This is a genomic window from Streptomyces sp. NBC_01465, assembly GCF_036227325.1.
GTDB lineage: Bacteria > Actinomycetota > Actinomycetes > Streptomycetales > Streptomycetaceae > Streptomyces.
Window position 1 is genome coordinate 8,828,350 of the sequence record NZ_CP109467.1, and the last position, 25,550, is coordinate 8,853,899.

Annotated in this window: 31 protein-coding genes and 1 pseudogene; 17 read left to right on the plus strand and 15 right to left on the minus strand. The window is 68.2% G+C overall.

Going from position 1 to position 25,550, the window contains the following annotated elements:
• The first annotated feature begins 110 nt into the window (after nucleotides 1-110).
• The 3 genes from OG707_RS40930 (at nucleotide 111) to OG707_RS42520 (ending at nucleotide 2,789) form a co-directional block, all read left to right on the plus strand.
• Complete coding sequence (locus OG707_RS40930; protein WP_329127196.1) at nucleotides 111-1,604, plus strand: AAA family ATPase; 1,494 nt, start codon at nucleotides 111-113, stop codon at nucleotides 1,602-1,604.
• Complete coding sequence (locus tag OG707_RS40935; RefSeq protein ID WP_329127197.1) at nucleotides 1,604-2,479, plus strand: HNH endonuclease; 876 nt, start codon at nucleotides 1,604-1,606, stop codon at nucleotides 2,477-2,479. Before OG707_RS40930 ends, OG707_RS40935 begins: the two co-directional genes overlap by 1 nt.
• A gap of 97 nt (nucleotides 2,480-2,576) precedes the next feature.
• A complete protein-coding gene (locus OG707_RS42520) occupies nucleotides 2,577-2,789 on the plus strand; it encodes a DUF6919 domain-containing protein (RefSeq protein ID WP_443071518.1) in 213 nt (70 codons plus the stop codon).
• Here OG707_RS42520 and OG707_RS40940 read toward each other — a convergent pair.
• Complete coding sequence (locus tag OG707_RS40940) at nucleotides 2,786-3,421, minus strand: hypothetical protein (RefSeq protein WP_329127198.1); 636 nt, start codon at nucleotides 3,419-3,421, stop codon at nucleotides 2,786-2,788. The genes OG707_RS42520 and OG707_RS40940 overlap by 4 nt on opposite strands.
• Before the next feature lie 319 nt (nucleotides 3,422-3,740).
• On the opposite strand from OG707_RS40940, the gene OG707_RS40945 reads away from it, so the two are divergent.
• Nucleotides 3,741-5,483, plus strand: a complete 1,743-nt coding sequence (locus OG707_RS40945) for a zinc finger domain-containing protein (protein ID WP_329127199.1) — start codon at nucleotides 3,741-3,743, stop codon at nucleotides 5,481-5,483.
• Between the two features lie 433 nt (nucleotides 5,484-5,916).
• On the opposite strand, the gene OG707_RS42525 is transcribed toward OG707_RS40945, so the two are convergent.
• A protein-coding gene (locus OG707_RS42525) for an IS630 family transposase (protein ID WP_443071354.1) occupies nucleotides 5,917-7,004 on the minus strand; the annotation gives its coding sequence in 2 pieces (ribosomal slippage) (nucleotides 5,917-6,543 and nucleotides 6,546-7,004; 1,086 coding nt in all).
• Between the two features lie 113 nt (nucleotides 7,005-7,117).
• On the opposite strand from OG707_RS42525, the gene OG707_RS40960 reads away from it, so the two are divergent.
• The gene (locus OG707_RS40960) at nucleotides 7,118-7,486 is read left to right on the plus strand and encodes a hypothetical protein (protein ID WP_329127201.1); all 369 of its coding nucleotides are present in this window, start codon (nucleotides 7,118-7,120) and stop codon (nucleotides 7,484-7,486) included.
• A gap of 125 nt (nucleotides 7,487-7,611) precedes the next feature.
• On the opposite strand, the gene OG707_RS40965 is transcribed toward OG707_RS40960, so the two are convergent.
• Nucleotides 7,612-8,073 (minus strand): DUF6924 domain-containing protein, encoded by a 462-nt coding sequence (locus OG707_RS40965; protein WP_329127202.1) that lies wholly within the window; start codon nucleotides 8,071-8,073, stop codon nucleotides 7,612-7,614.
• A 221-nt stretch (nucleotides 8,074-8,294) separates the two neighbouring features.
• The gene (locus tag OG707_RS40970; RefSeq protein ID WP_329127203.1) at nucleotides 8,295-8,516 is read right to left on the minus strand and encodes a hypothetical protein; all 222 of its coding nucleotides are present in this window, start codon (nucleotides 8,514-8,516) and stop codon (nucleotides 8,295-8,297) included.
• 148 nt (nucleotides 8,517-8,664) lie between these two features.
• Here OG707_RS40970 and OG707_RS40975 point away from each other — a divergent pair, with 148 nt between their 5' ends.
• Nucleotides 8,665-9,633 (plus strand): hypothetical protein, encoded by a 969-nt coding sequence (locus OG707_RS40975; RefSeq protein ID WP_329127204.1) that lies wholly within the window; start codon nucleotides 8,665-8,667, stop codon nucleotides 9,631-9,633.
• A 12-nt stretch (nucleotides 9,634-9,645) separates the two neighbouring features.
• Here the strand turns inward: OG707_RS40975 and OG707_RS40980 are convergent, their stop codons facing one another.
• Both OG707_RS40980 and OG707_RS40985 read right to left on the minus strand, forming a co-directional pair.
• The gene (locus tag OG707_RS40980; protein WP_329127206.1) at nucleotides 9,646-9,885 is read right to left on the minus strand and encodes a hypothetical protein; all 240 of its coding nucleotides are present in this window, start codon (nucleotides 9,883-9,885) and stop codon (nucleotides 9,646-9,648) included.
• Between the two features lie 164 nt (nucleotides 9,886-10,049).
• Nucleotides 10,050-10,589 (minus strand): hypothetical protein, encoded by a 540-nt coding sequence (locus tag OG707_RS40985; RefSeq protein WP_329127208.1) that lies wholly within the window; start codon nucleotides 10,587-10,589, stop codon nucleotides 10,050-10,052.
• A gap of 414 nt (nucleotides 10,590-11,003) precedes the next feature.
• Here OG707_RS40985 and OG707_RS40990 point away from each other — a divergent pair, with 414 nt between their 5' ends.
• Together OG707_RS40990 and OG707_RS40995 are read left to right on the plus strand one after the other, a co-directional pair.
• On the plus strand, nucleotides 11,004-11,198 hold the full coding sequence (locus tag OG707_RS40990; protein WP_329127209.1) for a toxin-antitoxin system HicB family antitoxin: 195 nt from the start codon (nucleotides 11,004-11,006) through the stop codon (nucleotides 11,196-11,198).
• Nucleotides 11,195-11,491 carry a hypothetical protein gene (locus tag OG707_RS40995; protein ID WP_329127210.1) on the plus strand — a complete coding sequence of 99 codons (297 nt, stop codon included), beginning with the start codon at nucleotides 11,195-11,197 and terminating at the stop codon, nucleotides 11,489-11,491. The genes OG707_RS40990 and OG707_RS40995 overlap by 4 nt, the downstream gene beginning before the upstream one ends.
• A 47-nt stretch (nucleotides 11,492-11,538) precedes the next feature.
• Here OG707_RS40995 and OG707_RS41000 read toward each other — a convergent pair.
• Together OG707_RS41000 and OG707_RS41005 are read right to left on the minus strand one after the other, a co-directional pair.
• Nucleotides 11,539-12,139, minus strand: a pseudogene (locus tag OG707_RS41000) (nucleotidyl transferase AbiEii/AbiGii toxin family protein).
• Nucleotides 12,136-12,399: a hypothetical protein gene (locus OG707_RS41005; protein ID WP_329127211.1), complete on the minus strand. Its 264-nt coding sequence runs from the start codon at nucleotides 12,397-12,399 to the stop codon at nucleotides 12,136-12,138. The pseudogene OG707_RS41000 and the gene OG707_RS41005 overlap by 4 nt, the downstream one beginning before the upstream one ends.
• A gap of 245 nt (nucleotides 12,400-12,644) precedes the next feature.
• On the opposite strand from OG707_RS41005, the gene OG707_RS41010 reads away from it, so the two are divergent.
• The 3 genes from OG707_RS41010 to OG707_RS41020 all read left to right on the plus strand — a co-directional run bounded on the left by OG707_RS41010 (nucleotide 12,645) and on the right by OG707_RS41020 (nucleotide 15,250).
• Nucleotides 12,645-13,478, plus strand: coding sequence for an SDR family NAD(P)-dependent oxidoreductase (locus OG707_RS41010; RefSeq protein ID WP_329127213.1), 834 nt, complete (start codon nucleotides 12,645-12,647; stop codon nucleotides 13,476-13,478).
• 154 nt (nucleotides 13,479-13,632) lie between these two features.
• The gene (locus OG707_RS41015) at nucleotides 13,633-14,262 is read left to right on the plus strand and encodes a TetR/AcrR family transcriptional regulator (RefSeq protein WP_329127215.1); all 630 of its coding nucleotides are present in this window, start codon (nucleotides 13,633-13,635) and stop codon (nucleotides 14,260-14,262) included.
• 106 nt (nucleotides 14,263-14,368) lie between these two features.
• A complete protein-coding gene (locus OG707_RS41020) occupies nucleotides 14,369-15,250 on the plus strand; it encodes an oxidoreductase (protein ID WP_329127217.1) in 882 nt (293 codons plus the stop codon).
• Between the two features lie 598 nt (nucleotides 15,251-15,848).
• Here the strand turns inward: OG707_RS41020 and OG707_RS41025 are convergent.
• Together OG707_RS41025 and OG707_RS41030 are read right to left on the minus strand one after the other, a co-directional pair.
• Nucleotides 15,849-16,382, minus strand: a complete 534-nt coding sequence (locus OG707_RS41025) for a hypothetical protein (protein ID WP_329127218.1) — start codon at nucleotides 16,380-16,382, stop codon at nucleotides 15,849-15,851.
• Nucleotides 16,383-16,848: 466 nt separating this feature from the next.
• Complete coding sequence (locus tag OG707_RS41030) at nucleotides 16,849-17,418, minus strand: hypothetical protein (RefSeq protein WP_329127220.1); 570 nt, start codon at nucleotides 17,416-17,418, stop codon at nucleotides 16,849-16,851.
• A 259-nt stretch (nucleotides 17,419-17,677) separates the two neighbouring features.
• Between OG707_RS41030 and OG707_RS41035 the strand changes: the two genes are divergently transcribed.
• Complete coding sequence (locus OG707_RS41035) at nucleotides 17,678-18,127, plus strand: hypothetical protein (RefSeq protein WP_329127222.1); 450 nt, start codon at nucleotides 17,678-17,680, stop codon at nucleotides 18,125-18,127.
• A gap of 7 nt (nucleotides 18,128-18,134) precedes the next feature.
• Nucleotides 18,135-18,590, plus strand: coding sequence for a hypothetical protein (locus tag OG707_RS41040; protein ID WP_329127223.1), 456 nt, complete (start codon nucleotides 18,135-18,137; stop codon nucleotides 18,588-18,590).
• Nucleotides 18,591-18,634: 44 nt separating this feature from the next.
• On the opposite strand, the gene OG707_RS41045 is transcribed toward OG707_RS41040, so the two are convergent.
• A complete protein-coding gene (locus OG707_RS41045; RefSeq protein ID WP_443071458.1) occupies nucleotides 18,635-18,853 on the minus strand; it encodes a hypothetical protein in 219 nt (72 codons plus the stop codon).
• Nucleotides 18,854-19,019: 166 nt separating this feature from the next.
• Between OG707_RS41045 and OG707_RS41050 the strand changes: the two genes are divergently transcribed.
• Together OG707_RS41050 and OG707_RS41055 are read left to right on the plus strand one after the other, a co-directional pair.
• Nucleotides 19,020-19,271, plus strand: a complete 252-nt coding sequence (locus OG707_RS41050; protein ID WP_329127225.1) for a hypothetical protein — start codon at nucleotides 19,020-19,022, stop codon at nucleotides 19,269-19,271.
• A 3-nt stretch (nucleotides 19,272-19,274) separates the two neighbouring features.
• Entirely contained in the window at nucleotides 19,275-19,649 is a 375-nt protein-coding gene (locus tag OG707_RS41055) for a toxin Doc (RefSeq protein WP_329127227.1), read from the plus strand.
• Nucleotides 19,650-19,725: 76 nt separating this feature from the next.
• On the opposite strand, the gene OG707_RS41060 is transcribed toward OG707_RS41055, so the two are convergent.
• Both OG707_RS41060 and OG707_RS41065 read right to left on the minus strand, forming a co-directional pair.
• Nucleotides 19,726-19,977: a hypothetical protein gene (locus tag OG707_RS41060; protein WP_329127230.1), complete on the minus strand. Its 252-nt coding sequence runs from the start codon at nucleotides 19,975-19,977 to the stop codon at nucleotides 19,726-19,728.
• Between the two features lie 81 nt (nucleotides 19,978-20,058).
• Nucleotides 20,059-21,468 (minus strand): alpha/beta hydrolase family protein, encoded by a 1,410-nt coding sequence (locus OG707_RS41065; protein ID WP_329127232.1) that lies wholly within the window; start codon nucleotides 21,466-21,468, stop codon nucleotides 20,059-20,061.
• 95 nt (nucleotides 21,469-21,563) lie between these two features.
• Here OG707_RS41065 and OG707_RS41070 point away from each other — a divergent pair, with 95 nt between their 5' ends.
• Both OG707_RS41070 and OG707_RS41075 read left to right on the plus strand, forming a co-directional pair.
• The gene (locus OG707_RS41070) at nucleotides 21,564-22,523 is read left to right on the plus strand and encodes an ArsR/SmtB family transcription factor (RefSeq protein ID WP_329127233.1); all 960 of its coding nucleotides are present in this window, start codon (nucleotides 21,564-21,566) and stop codon (nucleotides 22,521-22,523) included.
• A gap of 139 nt (nucleotides 22,524-22,662) precedes the next feature.
• Nucleotides 22,663-22,848, plus strand: a complete 186-nt coding sequence (locus OG707_RS41075) for a hypothetical protein (protein WP_329127235.1) — start codon at nucleotides 22,663-22,665, stop codon at nucleotides 22,846-22,848.
• Nucleotides 22,849-23,161: 313 nt separating this feature from the next.
• Here the strand turns inward: OG707_RS41075 and OG707_RS41080 are convergent, their stop codons facing one another.
• Nucleotides 23,162-24,010, minus strand: a complete 849-nt coding sequence (locus tag OG707_RS41080; protein ID WP_329127237.1) for a hypothetical protein — start codon at nucleotides 24,008-24,010, stop codon at nucleotides 23,162-23,164.
• A 90-nt stretch (nucleotides 24,011-24,100) separates the two neighbouring features.
• Entirely contained in the window at nucleotides 24,101-25,507 is a 1,407-nt protein-coding gene (locus OG707_RS41085; protein WP_329127238.1) for an FAD-binding oxidoreductase, read from the minus strand.
• Nucleotides 25,508-25,550 lie beyond the last annotated feature (43 nt).

Below are 25,550 nucleotides of genomic sequence, written 5' to 3' on the forward strand. Positions count from 1 at the left end.
GAATGGGGGTGAGGCCCGTTCCTGCCGATGTTCCCGCGAGCCCGGATGCCAGTCGGGCGGTGGGGTGGAAAGGCCGCACGTGCTGCGGTCGGTACGGGTAGCGTGCGCGGGTGTTCTTCACTCGGATATCGGCACCTCTTGAGCCTCCGCAGTCGGCGCCGGGCGCGTTCCTCGTCCAGGACATGTGGGACGACTTCGGGTTCAAGACCAGCTTCACATTGTGGTGTTCCAACGGCTCACGGCAGATCCAGATCGGCACCTGCAAGATCGCCTGCTTTGGGATCGAACGGGGCCGGGTCGACATCCCGGAAACGTTCGACTACCTGACCGACCAGTACTTCTCGCTGGGAGTCGACGAGAGTTACTACACACAGCTGCGCGACGAGATCGACCCCAGCACACGCGAGACCGTCCTCCGGGCGCTGAAGGACGCGGCGTTCGATCACTACATTTTCGAGATCGCGTCATCGGAACGGGCGATGAGGAAATCGCTCCTGCGGAGCACGGAACCCGAGACCGTAACCGGTCAGTTCCACCGCATCGCGACTGGCGGGCCGACGCGCTCCAAGTTCGACATCGAATACCGACAGCGGAGCCCAGCGTCCGGACAGCGATGGGTCCGGCTGGGTCTTGAAGCCGACCCCGATGCCATGCCGCCGACCAATGTGCACGCACTGATCGGCAGCAATGGTGTCGGTAAGACGCACCTCCTGGACACCCTCGCGCGCACTGTGCTGAAGGCACGCCTCCAACCGATCGATGGCAGTCGGCTCACCGACCGAGCGGACAACCACGCCTATCCGTTCGCGAACCTGGTCTCCGTCGGGTTCAGCGCCTTCGACGCGCTGGAGCCGCTCGCCCCAACTCGCGACGTCGGCTACCAGTACGTCGGCTTGAAGAAGCGCGGAGAGAGCGGTCTGAAGGGGCCGTCCGAGCTCGGGGAGGAGTTCGCCGAGAGCGCGAGTGCCTGCATGTCTCAAGGCCCCGTACGCGCGCGCCGCTGGCGCAAGGTCCTGGAGCGACTCGAGGACACCGACCCGATCTTCCAGGACCATCAGATCGCGCTCCTGGCCGACGCCAACGCCGAAGGCCCCGACGCGCAGGACCTGTTCGCCCCGCTGAGCTCGGGGCACAAGATCGTCCTGCTCACCCTGGCCCGGCTGGTCGAGCACACCACCGAGCGCACCCTGGTCCTGATGGACGAGCCCGAAGCCCACCTGCACCCGCCGTTGCTGTCGACGTTCATCCGTGTGCTGTCCGAACTGCTCCTGGACACCAACGGGGTCGCACTCATCGCCACCCACTCCCCAGTCGTTCTCCAGGAGACACCCCGCCGCGCGGTGTGGGCGCTGCGCCGGGCCGGCGACGACGTGCGGGTCGACCATCCCGAGATCGAGACGTTCGGAGAGAACGTGGGCGTCATCACCCGGGAGATCTTCGGCCTCGAGGTCACCCGCACCGGTTTCCACGCCATGATCGAAGAACTCGCAGGGGCGGACCTCAACTACGAGGACATCCTGGGCGCGTTCGCGGGCGCACTGGGAGCCGAGGGCCGCGCCCTGGCGCGCGTCGCCGCTCGCCGCCACCGGGACGGCCGGCGCTGATGCTGCACATCGACCGCCCGGTTCGGGAAACCGCCCGCGAGGCCTTCCAGCTCTGCACCAGCACCATGGTCGGCCCGGTGCAGGAGGAGATTCTGTCCGGCTACGAGGAGTCCATAGTCCAGGCGGCGGACGTCTTCGGCGCCGCCTGCGAGGACTCGGTGCTGCACCTACTGGACCGTACGGAGTTCGGTCCGAATCCACCGGACAAGGAGCACACCAAGGTCCTGATCGGCCTCTACGACCGGCGGCTGCGCGGCAAGAGATACCCGGGGCGGTCCCTCTACGACCAGATCAGGAACGCGCCGGGCAAGTGCCCGCTGTGCGGGATCGGCCGCATCAAGCAGGTCGACCACCACCTGCCGAAAGCCCACTACCCGTTCTTGGCCGTGGCACCCGACAACCTCATTCCCGTCTGTGCCGACTGCAACACCGTGAAACTCGACCGCTTCCCCACCACCGGCGGCGAGCAGAGCCTCCACCCCTACTACGACGACATCGAAGACCAGCTCTGGCTGCGCGCTGAACTCCTCGTCAGCCCCGGCCCGGGCCCGCTGGATTGGCGGGTCCGCTACTACGTGGACCCGCACCCCACATGGAGCGAGGACCTCGCCGACCGCGTGCGGTTCCACTTCGAGGCCTTCGAGCTGGACACCCTCTACGCGAAGCAGTGCGCCGACGAGCTCGTCACAGTCGGCCTGGCCATGGAGGAGCTGTTCGTGGCCGGCGGAGCAGCCGACGTGCAGGCCGAACTCACGAGTTGGATGAGCATGCGCAGCCGGCCGCGCCAGAACAACTGGATGGCCGCTCTGTACCGCGCTCTCGCAGGAAACCCGTGGTACTGCGACGGCGGGTTCCAGGACATCGCAGCAGGCTGACATCTCGCGGGCGCGGAGCGGTGAAGCACCGGCGTAACCGCACGAGCCACCTGGCTGGAGGCGCGCCCGGGCCCCTGCGGGGTGCGGTCATGCCTTCCTGGGGCGGCTGCGGGGCTTCCAGGCGAGCCACATGTGGCTGCGCGGCCGCGGCTGCCGTACTGAGGCCGTACGGCAGGTCATTGCCGCCTGGCAAGTCACCGTCGTGGATCCTGACTGGGGGCGCAACGACCTGCTCAGGCCGACGCTGCGCCGCGCGCTTGAGGCCCACCAAGAGCAGACGCACGTCCGCGCTGCGGGGCGGGGCTCCTAGCGGCTCCCGAGACGGTGCCTTCCCCCGACCGCGTCCAGGAGCCGGTCCACCGCGGCCACGGCCTGTGGGTGGTCCTCGTGGGGGAGTTGTGACTTTTCCATCTGGCCGAGCAGGCCGTTGTTCTCGTCTCCGTTCTCCAGCGCGCGTTTGTTGTAGGCGAAGAGCACTGTGACCTGTTCTTCTTCCCGGTGCAGCCGTGTGCTGTCGATCATGTTCGTGTGGGCGTACTCGCCCTGCCGGGACGCCCAGGCGGCTCCGATGTCCTCGGCGAATTCCAGGCGCCACGAGCCGACGAGTTCGACGAGCGCGGCGGCCACTTTTTGCTGCCGACGACTGGGGAGGTTTCGGGCACCTTCCACAACCCGGATGGTGAAGGCAGCGAGACGGAATCCGCTGAACGGCGTCGGGTCGTAGGTGTTGCTGGTGTCGAGCCCGGTCCGTGCATACATCACATCGGCGCGCAGTTCGGTGACGATGGCGCGCAACTGCGCCTCCGCCGCGGCCTGGGCCCTGCCTGCTTCCTGGCGGCGGGCGATCCATGGAGCCAGGATGGCGCCCAGGATCACGGTGGTGGCCGCCGCGATCGGGATGGTCTTGAGAGAAGTGTCGAGCCACGACTGTGCCAGGTACATCGGGTGCCCTTCGGGCCTGCGAGGCGAAGTGTCCGTCGTACCGGCTCTCCGTGCCGGTTGTCCCCGGATTCTCGGTACCGGTGCCGATTTGGTGCCGCCGGCCCCGCCGCGTGGTGCGGACTCAGGCTGGAGCCGAGAGGCCCACGCTCGCACCAGTCGACGCAGAAGGTCCCTGCCATGCTGGGTCCCAACCCCGAAGGCGCCGGTCGCCCCGCCCTGGAACCGGACACAAGGCCACGGGATAGATCACGAGTGGTGATCTGTCCCGTGAACGCCCCTGCTGGCACGATGAGTTGGCGACGACAGTGGGGGACCGATCGTGCACGAAGACCGACGCCAGATCCAGACAGCGGTGCTGGGCACCGCGGATTCGGAAATACCGCTGCTGCTGCCGCTGGAGGCGATCGAGCTCAACGCCTTCCGCCAGCAGCACCAGCACGACACGTTCTGGTGCGGGATTCTGCTCGGAGGCTGCGGCACACAGCTGGCAACGAAGCTGTACACGGACCGGGTCTGCCACTTCGCGCACCATCCAGGCCACGACGGACAGCCGCACCACTGCGGCCGGCAGGCCCGCGGGGTGGGCAGCGCCGACCATCTGTATGTGAAGGCCGCGGCCACGGCCTGGCTCCGCGATCGCGACGAGCACGCCGACATTGACTTCGTCCGCCCCGGCGGCGCTGCGTACGGGTCGGTGGTCGACATCCGGTTCAAGGACACCGGCCTGCGTGTGCACCTGGACCAGGAGGTGGAGCCGGACTGGGATGAGGACGGCCAGGAGCCGGTGCTCGGGGTATCGGTTCCCGTGGACCGCGACACCCTGATCCGCCGTTGGTACGTGCACCGCATCCGGCTGGAGTCTGAGGGCACCAGCCGTCGGGTCCGTATCGGCACCGAGGCCTTCGCGCGTCCCACCGAGTGGTTCCCGCTCGACGACTGCGCCATGACGCAGCGCGGCCTGTCGACACCGGCGGTGGAGGAGATCGTCCGATCGCGGACCAGCCGCCCCGTCTCGACCTGGACGGCGGGCCGGACCAGGAAGGTTCCCGCTCCGCAGGCGCGGGCGGAGATGCTGCTGGAGAAGCTGGCAGACGCCCGCAGGCTGGGGTCTGTGCTCGTGGTGACCCGGGTGTGCCACGAGATCAGCGCGCTGACCGGCGTTGAGGGGCCTCTTCAGGGCCGGTTGCAGGCCGCGGTCGCGACTGCGGAGCGCTGGCTGGGGGAGCAGGCAGCAGCACGCCGGGCGCTGTTCGCAGGTCTGCAGCAGGCCGTTGTCGCCGGAGACAACATCACGGCGGGGCGTTTGCTGAGCCGCGCCAACGCGATCGCCGGTCATGCCCGTACGGAAGCGGAGCAGGCCATCGCTGCTTCGGCCGCCGAGTGCCTGGAGGTCTACGCACGGCACCGGCAGGCCAAGATGGCGGCCAAGCGGGCCGATCGAGACGCCAAGCGAGTCCGGCAGGCTGCTGACAAGGTGCAAGCCCTGTTGGCAGCTCTGGAGCGCGGCGGGGTCGGACAGCCGCGGAAGCCGATGCGCAGGATGGTGAAGGAACTCGAGTTGGCCGCAACGTCCATCGGCGTGCAACTCGATGCCCAGCAGCGGAACCAGATCGACATCTGGAGACGCCGCGCCGAAGCACCCCGGCCGCGAGAGCCAAGACCCCGCACGCCCGCGGCGCCCGGGGAGCGCGGTGCGCGCCCACAGCGGAAACCACCCCTGCATGAACAGGTGGCCCGCCGCCTGTGGCTGAAGAAACCGTGCCCGCGCTGTCGCGCCGCCAAGGGCGCAGCATGTCTCAACGACGAACGTGTCGGGGGTGGGAGCCTGCGCCAGATACCCCATGACGAGCGGTTCCAACTCCTCATCACCGAGCGGCAGAACCAGGCGAAGCTGCCTGCGCAGCGTCCAGCAGCTTCCCCGCTGCGAGGTCGGCCCCAGCGCGTGGTGGATGTTGCCTGCCCCACCTGCAAGGCCAGGCCCGGATCGGGTTGCAGGACACCGGACGGCCGTCCGCACAACGCCCGCGTCGCGCGCCTCCGGCGCGGGGGCCCGACCGGCTGAACCCCCGAACTGGGTCCAGGCCGACGTCGAGTACGGCAAGGTCCTCCTGGTCGCGGAGCGGCGAGGGCGCGCACGCGTTCTGATTTGACCTTGAGGTGAGTAGTCATGTCGGTACAGCTGTTGGCGTTGCGCTCGATGCGCGTGCGGACGCAGTGCTGACGCCGCTCCCCAAGGGACAACTCGCAAGGCGGATGCCCAGCGGGCCGTCGCCCGAGGTGGGTGACACCGCGCCTCGTGTCCGAAATATCCTCGCCAGTAATTACGTCGGCTCCCCGAAATGATAGCGAGACTTCTAATTCGAAATTGGGGATGAAAATAAAACGGGCACGCTGTCTCTCTTTGTGATCTCGTCAGGCCTCTGACCTGGGAGAACTTGCGTTTGGCAGGTTGCGGTCGGCGACGGGTTGACGCAATCGTCCGCCGTGGACTCTAATTACTGAGCTTGAACTCGTGAAGTCGTCGGGTTGAGGGATAGGCCGGTTCCGGCAAGGCATCCGTCGATGAGGTCGCTGCGGTACTGGATCGTGCGCAGGCCGCGCCGGACGGTCTGGACCAGGTGGTCTGGGCTGGTGAAAGCAACGTTGCTGAGCCAGCCGCGCCGCAGCAGGGACCAGATGCCCTCGACCGGGTTGAGATCCGGTGCGTAGGACGGCAGTTGGTAGACGGTCAGCCAGTCCCGATCGGCGGTCCACCTGCGGAGCCGAACGTCGAGGTGCACGTTCAGGTTGTCCCAGATGAGCACGATCGGGCCGCCGAGTTGTTGGTGAGCGACCTGTAGCAGGTCGCGGTAGTCGGTCCAGGCGAAGGACTTGCGCCCGTCGCGCCGGCCGTCGTCGCGGCGGGGCCGGTAGATCAGGCGGGAGCGTTCGCCTGGTTTGTAGCAGGTCAGGGCGGCGATGGAGACGCGTCGGCGGGAGCGGCCACGGACCCGGATGACGGGGGTGTGCCCGCGTCGGGCCCACGTGCGGGCGATCGGCGGCGTCATCGAGAAGCCGGACTCGTCCTCGAAGACGATCCAGGCGTCGAGCGCCGCCGCGGTGTTTCCACCAGCGGCCAGGTCTCCTTCACCCAGCCAGTGATCGCCTCATCGTCACGCTCAAGGGCCCGTCTGGCCGGAATCTGACAGGAGAAACCGTGGCGGATCAGTAGCTTGCGCACACCCTGGATGGTGTAGCTCTTGTGGAAACGGCGGCCGATCACGGTCTTCACGCGGGTCAGCGTCCACCGCTGGTCCGGCCAGCCGTGAGCCATGGGCCCCTTGGCCAACTCCGCCTCCAGCTGCAGAAATTGGGCCTCGCTTAAGCGTGGCGGGGAGGCCGATCCGACCGAGCGCAGGGCCCGCGGGCCGCCCTTGGCCCACGACCTCCGCCACCGCTGCACCGACCGGACACTGACCCGCAGATCTTTCGCGATGACCAGGCTCGGCTCGCCACGGGCGAACCGCCCGGCCGCCACCTTCCGGATGCCCTCGCGGAACTCTCGCCGCTCGTCCGTCAGACCACCGCCCTGCGCGTACCTCATGACAACGGCATACCGCGAGGATCAACCCCTGTCAGCAGCTACGACACCACGAGTTCAGGCTCAGTAGTCGAGCCGCGCGGAAATATCCAACTGATTACTGTCCAGGGAGAGTTATGCCTAACGACCCTTGCGTGCCGATCATCAAGGACGCGCTCCGGGAACGTCTCGCGGACACCGAATCGATCATCCTGCGCCGCAGTGAACTGACGAAAATGTGGCGCACCGCCGAGACGAAGCTCCTCGCGCTCGCCTGGACGGCGGACCCGAGTTCGGCCGACCCGGGCGAGGGGGCTGACCGCACGGACCTGGTGGCAACACTTCTCAGGCCGGGCAAGACACGGACAAGCGCCGGAAGGCTCATGCAGCTGGAGCTCTCCCTGCTAGAGGTGGGAATCCATTGCGAGCGGCCCCTCGCGCGCCTGGACTCGCCGACCGCTACGGTCCGCATCTACCGCAAGTGGCGCACCTTGAAGAGCGACTGACCTTCCGCTCCGGCCGGGACCGGCTCGGGCCCCCACCACGCCCTGTTCAACTCGCTAAGGGCCCCAGCCCAGCATCGCGTAATCCCAGTACCCACGGGGCAGTCGAGCCCCCCGCGGTATCCGTGTCAGTCGTTGGAAAAGCCGCGGAAGGTCCCTGATCCATCAGCGGAGTCGGCGTACTCCGCGAAGTCCATGTTGGAGATGCTGAGGTTGGCCGAGATGTCAGGAAACCAACGAGCGGGGACCCTAAACGTCCGCCCGGGCTCCTCATAGAGATCCACGGCCAGGACCGCGTGATCCGGATCCTTCATCGTTACTGCGTCCGCCAGGAACAGGTAGAAGATCTGGTCGTCTTCAGCCGCGGCAGCCTCTTCATCCACCAACGCCTGGACCTCCACACCAGCAAATCGACGCTCGCTGACATACGTGGCAAGGGGGTACTCGCCCGCCCCGTCGAGTGCGGCTCGAACCGCGTCCCAGGCTCCCTCGTCACCGAAGTCGGTACGCATGACCAGCGAGGTCAGATCATAAGGCTCAGGCAGAGACATCCCGTGATCTTCCCACCAGGCATGGACATCGACCGTCACGAGACCGTGCACCCATCAGACGCGTCGTACGGCTCCTGAAGCGAACAGCTGGACCATCGTCAATGCGAGGTGCACCGCCATGACCGCTTCCTGCACCGTCTCATCCCGAGTCTCTTGCAGGTCGCCGTGGCGGCTGGTCTGCGGACGAGCAGCCGCCCACAGCCTTGGTCATCGAGGTGGAATGGCCGACGGGAGCGTGCGCAGCCGATACGGACGGCTAGTTACCGCATGCTCGGGTCGTCCCCCTTGGTGATCGTGTTGGCTGTGTTCTCCAGCCACAGGAGGGCCCAGCCGATCCCGGCGTTGAAGTCCGGCGATCCGGCTGGAGCCTCGTTGCGCAGCCGGTCGGTCAGGACACGCAGGTCGTTCTGCAGCCCCTGTCGGCGGACGGCCGCCATGGCCTGCCGCATGTCGTCAGTGATGTACTTCTCGATGTCGTCCATGGCCACGTCCACACCCCCGTTGGTGCCGTGAGGATATGGCCCGGGCGCGGACGTGCGCGTACTTCTCACGAGGCGGGATCCGCACATGCCACACGGAAGACTGGTCCGCGAGTCCAATAGGCCGGGCGGCATAGTTCACTTCCCGCCCGTGCAGAACGGTCTCGACTATCTGATCGATGTCATCGACTGCCTCGCCGGGGGACCGGGGGAAGTGACCCCTCGGCGGCTGAAGTACGCCGTGCTGCACCTTCAGGCCGCAACCGAGGTGCTGCTGAAGTACCGGCTCTACCAGGAACACTGGACGCTGGTCCTGCAGAACCTGGATGTGTCCCGGGCGAACAAGAACAAGAAGATGAGCCGAGACCGTTTCGACAGGGGCGACTTCGTCAGCTGTGGCCCGGAGGAGACGGTGGAACGGCTCCGCTACCTCCTGGGGGTGCCGATCAGCGACCAGGAGCAGGAGCAGATTGTCGCGTTGGCCAAGTCCCGGAATGCGTTGCAGCACTTCGGCTTGACCGACTCGGACGGCACGATCGAAGTCCGCACGGTGGAGGTCCTGGACTTCCTCATCCGGTTCCTCGACGAGCAGTTGCTGCCCAATCTTGATGAGGCGGAGCGCGAAGGCGTCGATGACGACGTCGAACACATCCGTGGCGGTCTCAGGCAGATCCGTACCTTCGTCGAGCGGCGCATGGAGCGTCTGAAGGGCCAGCTCGAAGCCGTTGAGGAGCGCATACTCGAGTGCCCTGACTGTCGGCAGTGGGCCCTGCAGGTGGGCGATCCGACCTCGTGCCTGTTCTGCCACACGGCCACGGATTCTCAGCAGGCCGCATGGACCTACGCCACGTACGTCCTGCGCCTCCCCTGGCGCAGTAGGCCCACAACGGATGTGTTCAGTCAGCCGGGCACCCCTCCGGTCGACCCGTGTCCGGAGTGCGGGACCGACACTCTGGTGCAAGGCGCCCTCACTGCGGCCCAGCCGGATCGCCCGACCAACTTCTGCTTCAACTGTGCCCTGGCGTTTCCTGAGCTCTGCGAAATCTGCAGTCAGCCGTTTCGTGCTGCGGACGAGGAGTCCATCTGTGGCAGCTGCCTCTCTCTGGGATCAGAGGACTGAGGACTCGACGGTTCAAGAACGGTGCCGGATGCGGTCCAGGTCGGCGTCGAGGACGGCAAGGTCCGGATGGTCGCGGAGCTGCTGCTCGCGCGCCCATTCGGCGAGGTCGGCCTTGTGGGCGGCTCGCACGTCGTCGACGCTGCTGCCGGTGAACTCGGCGATGTCGACCACGGCCTGGTGGTTGAGGCCGTTGTACCGGTTGGCCAGCGCGTAGGAGGTGGCCATGTCGCCGGCGCAGCTGAAGCCGGTCACGGTGAGTTTCTCCAGCAGCCACCGCCGGAACGGGGTGTCCTGGGTTTTCCAGGCGGGGTCGTAGTTGTCGTACTCGGGATCATCAGGGGCCGGGGCCGAGAATGGGCACGGGAGATCCTTTACCGGTGCGGTGGCGGCGTATGCGGCGGCCTCGTACGGGCGGTTCAGGCTTCTTCGATGGAGGTCAGGGCGTCGGTGACCATGCGGGTGGCGAAGGTGTGGTCGTCGCCTGCGATCCGGTTGATGTGCTCCGCGAGGAGGAACGCGGTGGCCTCCAGCGGCGTCATCTCGGCGGCGGTCCAGTCCCCGTACTGCGCGCGCCACAGGCCCGGGCCCAGGCCGTTGCCGGCGGCGATGACCAGGCCGGCCATGGTCGGGATGACCTCGGGCGGGAAGGTCTTGGGCATCATGCGCATCGTGGCAACGAAGTGGGGGACGACGGCCTCGATGACCTCCTGGTCGTGGTCTTCGTAGCACTCGCGCAGCCACTTCATGAACACGTAGATGAGCGTGCAGGCGCCGTCCAGGATGTCATCGGCCTCCTCGGCGCTCACTGACGCGATGAACTGGTCGCTCAGAACGCCGAGTTCAGGATCAGGCCCCGGAGCGTCGTTGTGGACGGACGCGATCCTGGAATCGATGATCATGATGGCGGTCGCGACGTCGCCGACGGGGGCGTTCTGGGGGTCGCAGGGTGAAGTCACAGGGCCTCCTCGTGCGGCCGCAGTCCGATTCGCGGCGTATCCGCACGGTAGTCCGTCGGCGGTCCGGAGATCCGGCCAAGCGAACAACTTGCTCTGGTCCCCACCAGCCCTGCTCGAAGCGGCCAGGAACGGCACGGGGCGGAGTGGTGGGGAGCCCGGCGGCAGCATCGGCTTCACGGACGCACCGCCGGGCACCACCCAGGGTGGCATGCGGCACTGACACAGCCCTGGACACCAGTCTCCGCAGGGAGGAAGGAGACAGCTTCGGCCTGGCCCCTGGCCCCTGGATCCGGAATCCTGCAGAGCTTCGCCGACCGAGCGGGGAGCCGCTCAGGGAACTCCTGACGCGCAGTGCGCACGCCCAGAATCCGCCACCGCCTTACGCCACCGTCATGCGGTGTCTATTGTGGTGGCATGACTGTGACGATGACGCTGCGCATCCCCGACGAGGTAGACCCCTCCATCCGCGCCGGGGCCAAGGCCTCTGGCATGAGCGTCAACGCCTACGTGGTGCTGGCCGCACGCCGCCAGGCCACCCTCGACGCCGCCCGCCAGCTCGCCGCCCTGGGCGCCGGCGACGACCTGGCGGGCGAGGGCGACAGCCTGTGAGGCGCGGCGAGATCTGGACCCTCGCCGACGAGCGCAACGTCCTGATCATCTCCCTCGACGGGCTGGAGGAGGCGTTCGGTGCGGTGCTCGCCATCGTCCTGCACCCCTCGGGCCGCTACCCCGACACCGCCATGTCGGTGGTGATCGGCGACCCGCTCCCGTGCACCGCGGTCGCGGTGAACCTCCAGCAGCTCAAGGCCGCACGCTTCGAAGGCGCGAAGCTGGCCGGGCCCGTCGACGCCGCGGCCATGGCGCGCGTGGATGCCGCGCTGCGCGCCGTGCTCGATCTCTGACCGACGTCCCGGACGCCTGCCGTCTCGGTGCGAGGCGGGCCGGTTGCTCACAGGGCAGGTCGGTCTTCGTCCGGGGTCTCGTCCTGCGCGAGGCGCTGGTCGAGGTCGGTTGCCCAGGCCAGGGCCCAAGACCGCAGGTCATCGGTTTGCTCAGCGGTGAGGCCGTAGGCGGTGAAATCCTGCTCGTCCCACCACTCCGCTCCCACCAGGCGGTCGCGGAGGTCGTGGAGGCTGAACTCGAAGCGGGCGTGACGGCGTCCGAGCGTTTCGAGATCGGCGGTGGCGGGAGGCGGCGTGCACATCAATGAGATCGCGGACGACCCCTCGTTCCGACAGGGCGCGCACCTTGGTGCCGATCACGTCGTCCAGGGCAAGGACGGGTCCGTATTCGGTGGGGGTGGGCGGCGCCCAGAACGCCTCTTTGAGGTGCTGTACGCCCCAGCCCCGGCTGGTGAGCCCGTCGGCGACAACGCGGACGATGTCCTCGAGGGGAGCCGGGTTCTCGGTGGCCACGTCCAGGTCCTGGGAGAGTCGGTCGACCAGGCCGTGGGCCTGGACCGCGTAGCCGCCGGTGAGTACGAGCGGGAACGGGGTGCCGATATCCATGACGTCGGCCAGCAGCCGGCGGTGCAGGCCGCTCAGGTTCATCCAGCAGCCGCAGTTGTCGGTGCGAGCTCGGGGAAGGTCCGTTCCCAGGCGTCCCGGAGCGGGCGGCTGACCAGCGTGCGAAGGACGGGCCACTGCTCGACGAGCAGGTCCCGGTTCAGGAAGCCGACCAGGTCCTGCCGCCCCAGTAGGACGCCGGCGGCGAGCTGCAGGACGGGCTGGCTGACGGGCAGCCGTTCCGAGAGCATGCCGCAGATCAGTACGGCGATGCCGAGGACAACGACGAGTTCCAGTCCGAGCACGGCAGGTGCACCTCCTCGGCTTCATGATCACCCCGGGAGCAGGGGTGGGCATCCGTTGCCCACCCCTGCGGCTGGGCGGGTTCGGGCGCCAGTCGTACCCCTGTGACCCTGCATCCTCTGCGCGGTGCGGCGGTGGTGATCGCACCGACGCGCGGTACGGCACCGGGTGATGTAAGTTAGCACTCACATCCGCTGTCAGGGGGGATGTCCGCACCCGTCACCTGGTGCAAGAAAAGGGATCCGCCATGAGCAAGATCTGGTTCGTCACCGGTTCGTCCCGGGGCCTGGGCCGCGAGTACGTCACCGCCGCACTGTCCCGCGGGGACCGCGTGGCCGCGACCGCACGCAACACCGACAGCCTCAAGGACCTGATCGAGCAGTACGGCGACGCGATCCTGCCGCTGGCCGTGGACGTCACCGACCGCAAGGCGGTCTTCGCAGCCGTCGAGCAGGCACACGCGCACTTCGGGCGCCTCGATGTGATCCTCAACAACGCGGGCGGCGCGGTCTACGGCGCCGTAGAGGAATTCACCGAGGCCGACCTCCGCTCCCAGCTCGAGCTCAATCTCTTCGGGCCGTTCCATGTCACCCAGGCCGTGCTGCCGTATCTGCGGGAGCAGGGCAGCGGCCACATCGTCATGATCTCGACCGTCGCCGGACTGGTGTCGTTCCCCGGCATGGGCGCCTACAACGCCGCCAAGCACGCCCTGGAAGGGCTTGCCGGGGCCCTGGCCCAAGAGGTCACGGACCTCGGCATCAAGGTCACCATCGTCGAACCCGGCCGCTACGGGACTGAAGCGCCCCTCAGCTCGGCCGGCCGCGCTGAGATCATGGCGCCTTACGCCCATCTGCGGCAGGAGACCGAAGAGGTCGTGCAGACCCAGGAGTGCCACGACCCCGCCGCCGCGGCAGCGGTCATGCTGAAGATCGTCGACGCGGAGCAGCCGCCGAGCCGCATCTTCTTCGGCACAGAGGTACGCCCCATGGTGGATGCGTCCTACGCCGAGAAGGTCAAGTCCTGGGACGCATGCGCCGACCTGACCGAAGAAGCCAACGGCGAACCCCAAAGCCAGGCATAACCAGAGGCCCCGGTCCAGCGGCACCCGCGACGGGTGTCGCTGGACCGGGGGCGTCGTCTGGACCTGGCGCCGAGGGCGCCGTGGAGATTCGGGCCACCACCGGTGCCCCGCCCCTGGATCGCAGAACCCACCAGCACCAGTTGAGGAGATCATCGTGCAGCCCCCGTCGCAGGACCCCGAGGCCAAACGCCCGTATCACCACGGGGACTTGCGCGCGGCGCTGATCGAGACCAGCTTCGAGATCCTCGCCGAGTCCGGGCAGGCCGACTTCTCGGTGGCCAAGGTCGCCAAACGGCTCGGGGTGAGCTCCGGCGCCCCCTACCGGCACTTCCGCGACCGACAGGAGCTGCTGGCCGCGGTCACGGAGCAAGCCTCCATCGAAGCCGTCGCGCAGATCACCGACGCCGTACGTGCGGCGGGATCAGACCCCTGTGAGCGGATGGCCGCGGCCGCCAAGGCCCATGCCCGCGAGGCCATCACCCGAAGAGGAGCGATCGACGCCATCCTCACCACGAGCCTGCGCCTCGAACGAGAGGGCCAACTCGCTTCGGTTTCCCGGGAGATGCGCGAGTCCCTTCAGCAGCTCATCCAGGAAGCGAGCGGTTCCGATCCGGCTGACCGCGATGTGCTGTTCGAGCAGTACCTGGCCACGGTCAACGGCTACGCCGCGCTGTTCGAAGCCGGGTACTTCCCGCCGGCGCAGCACACATCCGACGACATCGCCGCCCGTGCCGCCGATGCCGTCAAAGCTCTGGTGACCGGATGGAAGAGCGCTCGGCAATAACGTGGAGTGGCTACCGACCGGTAAGCCCCCAACTGACCTCACAACAGACCGACTTCGCAACATCCGGCGATTGCCGGAGCACCTTTCGCTATCGATGGAGATCAACATGACCACCCCCCTTCCCGGCGGCACGCTCACCCTGGGCGGCGACCTCACCATCACCCGCATGGGATACGGCGCGATGCAGTTCGGCCAGCACGGGATCGCAGGCCCGCCGGAGAACCTTGATGAAGCGGCCAAGGTGCTCCACGAGGTGGTCGCCCTCGGTATCACTCACATCGACACGGCCGGCTTCTACGGCGCCGGCGGGGTGAACCACCTCATCAAAACCGCGCTGCACCCCTACCGCGAGGGGCTGCAGATCGCGACCAAGGTCGGCTTCCGGGCCGACGACGAGGGGAACTGGGGGCCCGCACAGGACCCTGCCGACATCAAGCAGCAGGTGTACGAGAACCTGGAACAGCTGGGCCTGGGGACGCTGGATCTCGTCAACCTGCGATGTCTTGCGGACTCCCTCGACGCGGTCAGCGACGGGCCGCTGTCTGAGCAGTTCGGCGCCCTGGCGGAGCTGCAGCAGCAGGGCCTGATCCGCCACCTCGGCCTGAGCACCGTCTCGGAACGCGCCCTTGCCGAAGCACAGAGGATCGCGCCGGTGGTGTGCGTGCAGAACTACTACAACCTCGCCCACCGCGCGGACGACGCGCTCGTCGACCGCTGCGCGGCCGAAGGCATCGCCTTCGTCCCGTACTTCCCCCTCGGCGGATTCTCCCCGCTCCAGTCCCAGACCCTCACCGAGGTCGCGGCAACGGTGGGCGCGTCCCACCAGCAAGTCGCCCTGGCGTGGCTGCTCCAGCGGTCCACCACGATGGCACTCATCCCCGGCACGTCCTCGATCGCCCACCTCCGCGACAACCTCGCCGCCGCATCACTTGAGCTGCCCGCGGACGCGGTCGCCAAGCTCGACGCGATCGCCACCGCGACGGACTGATACAAGACCAGCGACCCAAGCTGGTGACAAGCATGATGGGCCTACCTGGGCGAAGCACCTACCGGTGGAGGTCCGGGAAAGAGACCCTCAGAGGCGACGGTGAGTGAGCGTTTGAGATCGCGAGCTCGTCAACAGGACAGAGTTGGGGTGCTGCGGATGAACGAAAGTCAGTTTGCGTGCTGATCGTGCCGTTCCCGCCCGGGGCAGCTCATCGTTGGCGGTACGTGGACGGCTTTGGGAAGAACGACGCGGTGATGGCGGAGTTGGCAGGGGCGTACTGGCTTGATTCGCCGGTGCATGCCGCCGATGACTGTGTGTGGTGTGGGCACCTTCGAGGCCCTGAGGGACCGCCTCCCGCGGAGGGAGAGCGGAGGCTAGACGGCTCTCTCCCCGCGATGCCAGCGGGCGCTTGGGCCCTGTGGAGAGCTCCGGGACGGCCGGTGACGCAGGCCGCGGCCGCTGCGACAGTGACGGCCGACTTCTGGCAGGAGGTCCGTTAGGACTTCTTCAACCAGCTGCCGGTGCAGGGGACTTTGCGTGTGGGCCGTGTGCCCACGACCGTGGGAGGGCCGCGCTCGTGGGCATCGGGAGCAGACGGTCAGGAAGCTTGTGCGGCGGCCGGGTTCTTCTTGAACCTGGCCTTCTCCGCCGTGATAGCCACTTCGTAGGCGGTCAGCTTTTCGCCGGGGAACGCTTTGAGCGCCGCGTCGTTGTTCTGGTACTTGGGCAGCAGCTTGAGGTCGTCCTTCGAGCCGATGTAGTGGTCGATCGCGTTGAGGAACTCATCCTTGGTCGGCTGCCTGCACATCAGATCGCGCATGCCGTCGCTCAGTGCCGGACTCTCCACACCCAAAGCCGCCTCGGGCTTGCTGTGGTGCCCGGAGACCCGATCACGCGCCACGTCGGCGGGGTTCACGGAGAACACCCACGTCGTCATGGACTCGGCCTTGTGGTACTCGCGGTAGAACTGGTCGTCGTGGTGCGGGGTACCGCAGAAGTAGGCAATCACCTTCTCCGCGCGCCGCTCGTTCTCCCGCTCCTCGGGGGTCGGCTTGGCGCTGGCCGTGCCGGCGGCGGCGGTCAGCAGGACGGCGCCCAGTGCGCCCACAATCACGTAGCGTGCAGTTTTCATACAAACGACCTTCCGTCACGTGGACTCCACCTCCCCGGTGCGCCACGCGGTGGTCACCCACGCGGCGTAAGGCCCCGATTCGAGGTCAACGACACCTCCGCTTCTACGATGTCCCCGGCCACGAGCCAGCCACGAGGGCTCCCAGCGCCAGGAGGGCAGCAACCGGATCGCCGGGCCGAAGGCCGATAGCGACCACCGAAGCATGGAGGTCCTTGATCCCCAGGACACCAACTGCTGGCAGGCGCGGCCAACGGTCGGAATCCGGTACCCACACCACGTGCCACGTACTCGACTGGCCTCCCTCCTACGGCTTGAACTCACCTAGTTAGCAGGGAAGGCGTCACCTACGACGAGGCCAGTGCCGACCATCGCAAGGCCCGGCTCGAAGCGGAGGGCTGCACGAACGTGGAGATCACCACGACCAAGCAGGGTGGCCTGCTGAAGCCGAAGCCCTGAGCACCGCGGTCTACAGCTCGATGAGTGCCCACCGGCGGTGCCCACCGCCGTCGCGGTCGGTGTCGATGCCGCACGACACCACGCCGGCCGCCGCCAACTCGTGCAGCAGGGCGTCGTCATCACCCTGATGTAGATCGTGGTGGGAGAGGACCAGGATCAGTGCGCGGTGGTCCTGGTCGGCGAGGTGGACGCTGATGCGCCGGCCTCCGTCGGCGAGCGCCGCGGGCACCAACAGATTCACCACCGCGGTCACCGTCGTCGTGTCCGGCCGGTAGCCCCAGGAGGTGAGCTGGTCGACGACCAGACGTACGGCCTTGCCCGAAGCGTACGGGGCGCCCCAGGGTGAAGCGTCCAGCATCCAGTTCGCGCCTTGTCTCGAGGCCATCGTCACCGTCATCCGCCCGCGGGCACCTGCCAGGGTGCCCGCTCCGAGCGGTCCGTACGACCGCACCATCTCGCGCTCGGGGGGTGGCGGCGACGGCGGCTTCTTCGGCGGTGGCGGGGTCTTCGGCGGGTAGTCCGGGCGCGGCTTCCGCTCGTCCTCGACCCGGCCGTTCTCTACGCGCGGTTCTGACGTCACGGCAGCCTCCCTGAGGCCAGGCACCGGCCTTGCGGCCCGTACGGCCATCGTACGGACGGGCGCCGCCTGTTGGGGGTGTCTTGCGTGGGCCCGGACCATGAGGGGTTCCCCGGGTTTCCAGGTCCTGCTCCCCGTACTCGATCTCTGACTGACGTGCCAGCCGCCTGCCGTCACGGCGCGGCGGCCGGGACGACGGAATCCGTTCGTCCTCCCGGTGCGGCCCGTGCGATGGACCGATATCGAAAAGGAGATCGAAATAGTGCGATCTGAACGGTTCCAGCAGTACTGCCTCACCGCCCTGGCGAAGGGCCCCGACATCCAGGCAGTGGAGCCGTGGAGCAACACGGTAGAGCGGCCCATGGGCCTCGCCCTCACCACCGTGGCCGCCCCCGGCCAGAAACTCGACCAGACGGAAATCCCCGTCACCGGCGAGAAGCCCGCCGAGATCCCGCTGCCCGACCTCTACGAGGACGGCAAGATCAGCCCAGCCCGTGCCGAGTTGTACCTCGCCGCGCTCCTGACCAACGGCGGCTCCGAGGAACTCCTGCGCGCCAGCGGCTACTCCGGTCGGCCGGTGCCGGCGATGCACCCCGGGGTGGGCGTCGAATTCCACTCCGGCGGCAAGGCGAATCTTCCCTTCGCCCACACCGCACGCTCGGACAAGCAGTTCGGCGGCAAGCCCTTCCTCAACCTCCACTCCGAGTTCTGAGCCCGGCATGCAAAACGCAGACGACGAAGTCCTCTTCTCCTGCGCCGTGTGCCACGGGCGGCTGTCCGCTGCGGTGCGCGAGGTCGCCCCGCCGGCCGACGCCGAGACCTGGACGCCGCTCGACTCCCTGGTCGACCCCTGCCCGCCGAGGATGGCGGCTGGCACCTTCGCCGTCGATCCGGAGCCCGGGCGCGTCGCCTGGGGCGCGCCGCCCAAGGGCTTCGGACGTTCCCGGGCAGGCCAAGGGCCCGAGGTGGACCTGCTGTTGAGCCCCGGCGACCTGGTGGGTACCACGAAGATCCTCAGCCGCTGGGGCGGCTGCTGCGGACCCGCGGCGCATGACGGGCCGAATCTGGCGTGCGCAGGGTGCGGGGCAGAGGACGGGCTGTGGATCGGCGACTGCTACACCTGGCTGGAGGTCGTCCTCAACGGGCGCCTGGTCAAGGCGGAGTCGGCCCGGTAACAAGCGAGCAGCCCGATATCGGGATGCGCAGCCGCCGAGGCTCGTTAGTTGCTGGAGTCGCCACCGTCGTCGCCGCTGCTGGAGGACCCGTTGCGGCGGTGGTTCTTCTGGGCTCCGCGGACCAACTGGCCTGCGGCGAGGGTGACGGCCGCGACGACTCGCACCGGGCGGGGACCGCCGCGCTCTGCCCACACCACGCACACGCATCCGACGATGACAAGGGCCAAGATCCCCAGCAGCACCACAACAGCCAACGTTCCCACCCCTGCATCCGGCCCGTACGGTCCCTTTGATCATTTCAGACGGCGTGGGTGCGCGGCACCCGTGACAAGGCGCCTAGCAGGCCTGGCAGTCACATGCGGGTACCGGCTTACAAGGCGCTGACGTCCACTGATTTACGACGTGGTACCTCGTGAGTACCGTGGAGGCATGTCGGCTCTCAATGTGGACTTTCCCGACGAGGAGCTCCAGGAGCTCCGCGAGGTCGCCAAGGAACGCGGCATGACGATGAAGGCCTTCGTGAGGGCCTCGACCGCGGACGCCATCGCCCAGCACCGGGCGCTGAAAGCCGGAGCGGAACTCTTCGAGCGGGTCTTCAACGACACCGCGCTGGCCGACGCCATCACCGCGGCCGGCATCGACGATGGGCCCCGGCCCACGAACAAGAGCCGGGCCGCCTGATCCATGCCGTCCGTCGTACACATCGACGTCCGCTGGCTCCTCCAGCAACAAGAAGCCGTCCTCAAGGACGCCACTGTCACTGACTTCTCCGCCCTGGTCGCCGCCGTCGCCCGCCACCGCGTCGACCCGCCCCGCCTCGGCATCGACTCCGACCCGGCCTGGCGCACCGCAGCCCTCCTGCACACCCTGCTCCTGCTCAAGCCGCTGCCCGCGTACAACGTGCGCTTCGCCTGCGCGATCACCATCGCCTACATGCACCTCAGCGGCGAAGGCATGGACGTGCCGTACGGCGAACTCGTCGAACTCACCAAGGACTTGAAGTCCGAGGCGGTCGATGTGTTCGCTGCCGCCGACCTGCTCCGTTCGTGGCAGGGCTGAAGCCACACTGGCGCAGCAGGACAGCGGGCGGCGGTATGAGCTGGCGCTGTCTGTCCTCCCTGGGGTCGTTGCTCCCTTAGAACTCCGCGCACTCGCGCAAGGCGGCGCGGAACACCGCCGCGTTCTCGTGTGCGGCGCCGAAGTTCTCGCGGATCTGGGCGGCCTGCCGCATCACGAATGCTCGCTGCTGCTCGGGAAGTTGGTCCAGTACGGTCGGTCCGGCGCGGACTGCGGCACGGTGCCTGCGGCAATCGTCCCAGCAGGGGCATCCCGCGGCGGGCCGGCTCGGCGTCGACTGCGGCTCCGAAAGGGTCCGGCCCAGGCTCATCGTGTGCGCGCCACACGACTCCGGTCGGTCCCGACCCACCCTCCTGGGCTCAGTGGCGGGCGGGCCGGGGCTGCGAGGTCTTCAGTAGGGGAAAGGGCGCGGGAACGGTCCGGGGCGGAGGTCGGTGAAAGCGTTCTCCACCGTGCGGGTGCCTTCCTGGTAGTAGCTCCACATGGTCCGGAAGCCCGGTCCGTAGGCGTCCGCGCGGGTGTTCAGGGCTGTCGGACTCACGTCCGGCCAGTGGCCGGTGCGCAGTCGGTCGAACAGCGACTGCAAGGCGGTCAGCTCCTCGGCCGCCGTGAAGAAGCAGTGGTTGGCCCGCTCGACGTAGACCTGGCGCAGCCGCTCCGAGCGGTGGAGTGCCGCGATCCGGTCGCCGTACCAGCGCTCGGCCTCCACGGGGGCGGTGCCGTCGCCGCTCGAGTGCAGGGTGAGGGTGGGGCGGGTGATCAGGCCGGTGAGGTTGCCTTCCAGTGCCAGGCGGGCGGCTGCTTTTGTATCGGGCTTGATTCTCGGGGCGGCGTTCAGTCGGGCGAGATCGGCGTCCAGGTCGAGGCCTGCCCTGCGGTAGAGCTCCGTCACCTCGTCGCGGCCGCTCGACCCGGCCAGTTGGGCGCGGTAGTCAACGCCGGTGGTCCAGGATGGGTTGCCGCCCAGTTCCGTCTCCAGCTGGGTGCGGCCGAAGCCGAAGAGGAACGCGCCGATCTGGTAGCGGTCGTAGAGGTACTGGTGGATGACCTGCTCGGCCGGGTCCACCGGGCGGGAGTCGAGCGAGTCGGCCCAGCCGGGTATGGGGCCGAAGGCGTTCGCCAGGGCCAGGCGGGCCTGCTGCTGGGGGGTGCCGAGGGCGGCCGCGCGTAGCAGGGTGTTGGCTCGGTCCTGGTTGGCGGCCGGGTCCTCGATTCCGGTCAGCTGCACCGGATCGTTCTCGAACAGCAGGGTCTTTGCGGCGAAGGCTACGTCCAGCAGGGCGTTGTCGGCCGCCACCGCGCCCGCCACGTCGCCGCACATCGGCAGAGCGGCCGTGATGCGGTCCGGGTGCCGCTCGGCCAGTACCGCGGTCAGTGCGCCGCCGAGGGACTTGCCCCAGGCGATGACCTGGCGGGGCTTGCCCACGTTCGCAGTGAACCAGTTGACGAGGGCGAGCTGGGCGTCCGCCATTGCCGGGGTGGGCCAGGGAGAGCTCGGGAAGTCCGTTCCGGCCAGTGCGTAGCCGTGGGCCAGGAGCCAGTCGGTGAGCTGGGGGTGGTCGGCGTCCGTGTCGATGAGTTGTGGGCTGCCGCCGGGGGTGGTGAAGGCGTGGCTCCACAGGAGTAGTTCGCCGTTCCAGTTCGGTGGGAGCCGGACCGCGAACGGTACGCCGGCGACGGTGCCGGTGAGGCGCTGCGGCTGGGCCGGGTCGTCGGCGGCGGCTCCGGGGGCGGTGAGCAGGCTGATGGCTGTCAGGAGTAGGGCGGCCGCGGTGGCGGCTGTGCGATGACCAATCCTCATTCGGTCAGACTGAGGACCGCGTTCGCCTTGCGGCAATCCTTTCAATCTGGCTCGAAACGACGACACCCGGTCAACGAGCTGAGAGCATACGGTTCGTGCTGCGGATCGTCTTCGACATGGCTGACCTGGCGCGGGTGCAGCTGTCCCCGGCCGGGGTCACCCTGGCCATCGAGGCCTTCTACAGCAGCTTGGCCCTGCGGCAGCGCACGGTGGCGCCGCTGTTCGGCGACTGGCGGCGGCAGTTGCGGCCGCTGGTGCCTGCCCGTGCCAAGCCGCTGTTCGAGGTCTTCGACCCCTACGGGCCCGTTCCGATGTTCATGGTGAAACGCACCGACAGCGCCGAGGTCTTCACCGATCATCTGCTGTCCGTACCCCGGGAGCGCTGGCGTGCCGATCTGGCGGAGGCCGGATACGCGGCGCGCACCGCGTTCGCCCACCGTGTCGCCTCGGGGGAGTTCGCCGCGCGCCGTGAGTTGGCCGACGCGATCGCGGCCTATCGGACCGGATTCGACGCCTTCGTGCAGCCGATGCGGGCGCTGGCCGAGGCGGATCTCGCCCATCGGGGTGCGGTGCTGGGGCGCGACGGGCTGGCCGGGCTGTTCGGCTCGTTGCATCCGGCTGTGCGGTGGCGGGCGCCTGTGCTGGAGATCGGGCATCGGGATAAGCGAGAGATCGTGTTGGGCGGGCGGACGCTCTGCCTGGTGCCCGCTGTGTTCCTGTGGCGGGGGCCGCAGGTGCTTGCCGAGTCCTCGATTGTGTTCCTCACCTATCCGGTACAGGGGGCGTTGGGGTTCGGTGGTGCTGCTGACGGCGATCCGCTTGAGGAGTTGCTGGGCCGTACCCGGGCTGCGGTGCTCAGGGCGGTGCGGCGGGGAAGGTCTACCGGGGAGCTGGCCGAGTTGCTGGGCATCAGCCCGGCCTCGGTTTCGTACCAGACCGCGGTGCTGCGTCGGGCCGGTCTGATCGGTACGCGGCGGGTGGGGCGGGCTGTATGTCATCAGTTGACGGCGCTCGGGCGGCAGACGGTGTATGCGGGGCAGGTTCCGGTCCGCTGAGGTGCGGGCGCCTGTGTTGTGCGGTCGGGTCGGGCGGCCCCTTCCGCTGGCTGTGACGTTGTTCAGTGGGCTCTGGCACAGATCTTGGGGAGTCGTCGCGGAGAGTGCCTGTGTCGTTCGATTGCTCTAGCCCAGCGCGATGGTCAAGCAGGCGCTGGCGTACTCCATCGCCGACTGTACGGAGAACTTCCTGCGGGGCTCGCACAACCTCCACGACGCGCCGATCACGCACACGGAGGCGATCCACCTGCGGGACATGGCCCGGGAGGCGACCAGGAAGCAGTTGAAGCTTGAACGTGAGCGGGAAGGACGGCCGATCCGATGACTACGACGAGCAAGGTGAAGTTCTTCCTCGTGCGGGATTCAGGGGGTGACAGGAGTGGAGCACCAGCAGGACCGTCAAGGTCGAGGCCGTCGCGGACGACTCCGGCTGGAACTACGCAGGCATAGCTGCCGACGTGACACAGGCGCTGCGCCGCTCCCGCCGGCTGCCGCACCGGTTCGTCGCCGCCGTCTGTGCCCTCACCGCGGGAGACCGCACTTCGGTCCGCCGGGCGGGCCGGCGGGCCGAAGGAACGATCGCAAGGCGCACCGCTGGCCCCATGGTTCTGGCTTCGCGGGTCCGTGGGCCGTTTTCGCTACAGGATGCACTGCACGGGGGAGACCAGTTTGTCACCACTGCCGGCGCTGTCGGTGGAGACGCCGTCGGTGTACCAGTGGTTGCCGCTCGCGGGGACGGAGTAGTCGATGGAACCGTTTCCCTCGTTGCCGTCCTGCTTGGAGAGGTACACGCCGCCGGACAGCGCGATGTATCCCGGATTGCACGGCCCGTAGACGTTCACCCTCATGTTGGGCGGGGCCGGGGTGCTGTTCTGGGACACGTAGGAACTCCGCAACGGCGCGCACTGGGTGGTGATGACGAGTGATTCCTTGGCGGCGGTCGTCGTGGCCGCGAAGGTCCAGCCGGTGCCGTCGGCGGAGACCGCGTTGGACACCATCCTGTAGGTGTCCGTCGAGAGGCCGCCGTTGTACTTCCTCATGTAACCGCCCCCGCCGAAGGCGCGCATGCCGGCCGGGCAGTACGCCACGCCCCGTCGGAATCCGGTCCCCTGCGGAAATCCGACCACCCGGGTGGTGACCTCGGAGATGGCGGCGAACGGTTCACAGCCGACGGTGACGTTCAGGTATCCGTGGACTCTGGCCGAGGCCGTGGCCCGGTCGAAGAAGTTGATGTCCGGGGCGAGTCCGACGAGCTGCCCCCCGGGGGCGGACGCCCCGGAGGACACCACTCGGCTGCCACTGGGGCACTGCGCGGAGCCGAACACGGGGACGCTGCTCGAAGCGCTCCAGAAGGACTGGGTCACGTAAGTGATGGGCTGGGAGGCGGGCACATCGGCCGCCGCGGGCGTGGCGCAGTAGGTCAGCCCGGTGCCGACGATCGCGGTCGCCAAGGCGGCTGCCGCGGAGGCGAAACGTAAGATTTTCACAGGGATCCTCTCATCGTGGATGGTGTGTTTTCCGCGCTGTGATCCGCGCGAGTGTCCGCGCCTCTCCGGCAGCGGCGGGCCGGCCCCCAATCATTCCGAGGGGACGATGTTCTGGTTCAGCCGGAACAGGTTGGCCGGGTCGTAGCGGTTCTTCAGCCCGACCAGCCGCTGGTAGGTGTCGGCTGGGTAGGAGGCCCGGACCAGGGACGGGTCCGAGTCGCCGGTGAAGTTCACGTAGGCGCTCACGTCCGGCCCGAGCGCGGCCGTCAACTGCCGTGCCCAGTCGACGACCTTGCCGAAACCGTCGGCGTCCATGGTCCGGGCGATGACGTTGACGATGAACTCCTGGTCGCGGAACGCGTACGCCGTCTGCGACGCGGGAACCCTGCCCACGGCGCCGCCGAGATGCTGCAGGTGGATCTCGGTCAGCGCGTTGGGTAGCGCGGCGGAGAAGTCCCGCAGGACGCGCAGGGCATCGTCGTCGAGGGTGCGCAGGAACGCCGAGCGGAAGTAGTTGTGGATCCCCCGCGGGTAGAGCGCGTCCAGGGCCTGCTGCCATGCCGCGTACGGATGGGGCGCGAACACGTCGGCGATGACGGTGCCCAGCGAACGGAAGGGCGCGGTGGCCGCTTCGCCGGCATCGGGATCGCCGGACCAGCAGCCGCCGACACCGATGATGGGCGCGCCGTGCACCGCTGCGGGCAGGAAGGGCGCCGCCGGGGCGGTCGTCAGATTGACCAGGGTGGTCAGTTCGTCAGGGGCCGCCGCGCACGCCGCCCGGTATCCGGCCAGCACCCGCTGGGCCTCTTCGGCCGGGTAGAAGACCAGGCCGGACAGGACCGTGGGGCCGGTCTCATGTAGCTGGTACTCGAAGGACGTCACCACTCCGAAGTTGCCGCCGCCGCCGCGCAGCCCCCAGAACAGTTCCGCGTTCTCCTGCGCGCTCGCGTGCACGAACTGGCCGTCGGCGGTGACGACATCGGCTCCGACGAGGTTGTCGCAGGCAAGTCCGTGCTTGCGCATGAGCCAGCCGATGCCGCCGCCGGTGGTGAAACCGGCGATACCCGTCGACGACACCAGACCGCCGGTCACCGCGAGCCCGAACTGCTGGGTCTCCGCGTCCAGGTCCTTCCACGTGCATCCGGCCTGCGCGGTCACGGTCCGGCGGTCGGGACGCACCTGGATCCCCGTCATCGGGGAGAGGTCCAGCAGGATGCCACCGTCGAGGGTGGAGAACCCGGGGATGGAATGACCCCCGCCGCGTACCGCGAGCGGCTGCCCCTCACTGCGCGCGAAGTCGACGGTGCGGATCACATCGGCCACCCCGGCGCACCGGGCGATGACCGCGGGATGCCGGTCGTGCGCCCCGTTCCAGATGCTGCGGGCCTGGTCGTACTCCGCGTCGCCGGGCACGATCGCGGTACCCCGCAGACCCTCGGTGAACTCGGCAAGAGTGGCGTCCCCGAGGGGGCTCGCCGCCGACTGGGTCGTGGTCATGGTTCCTCCGATGGGCCGTCACGTGGAGCACTGACGCTAAGGA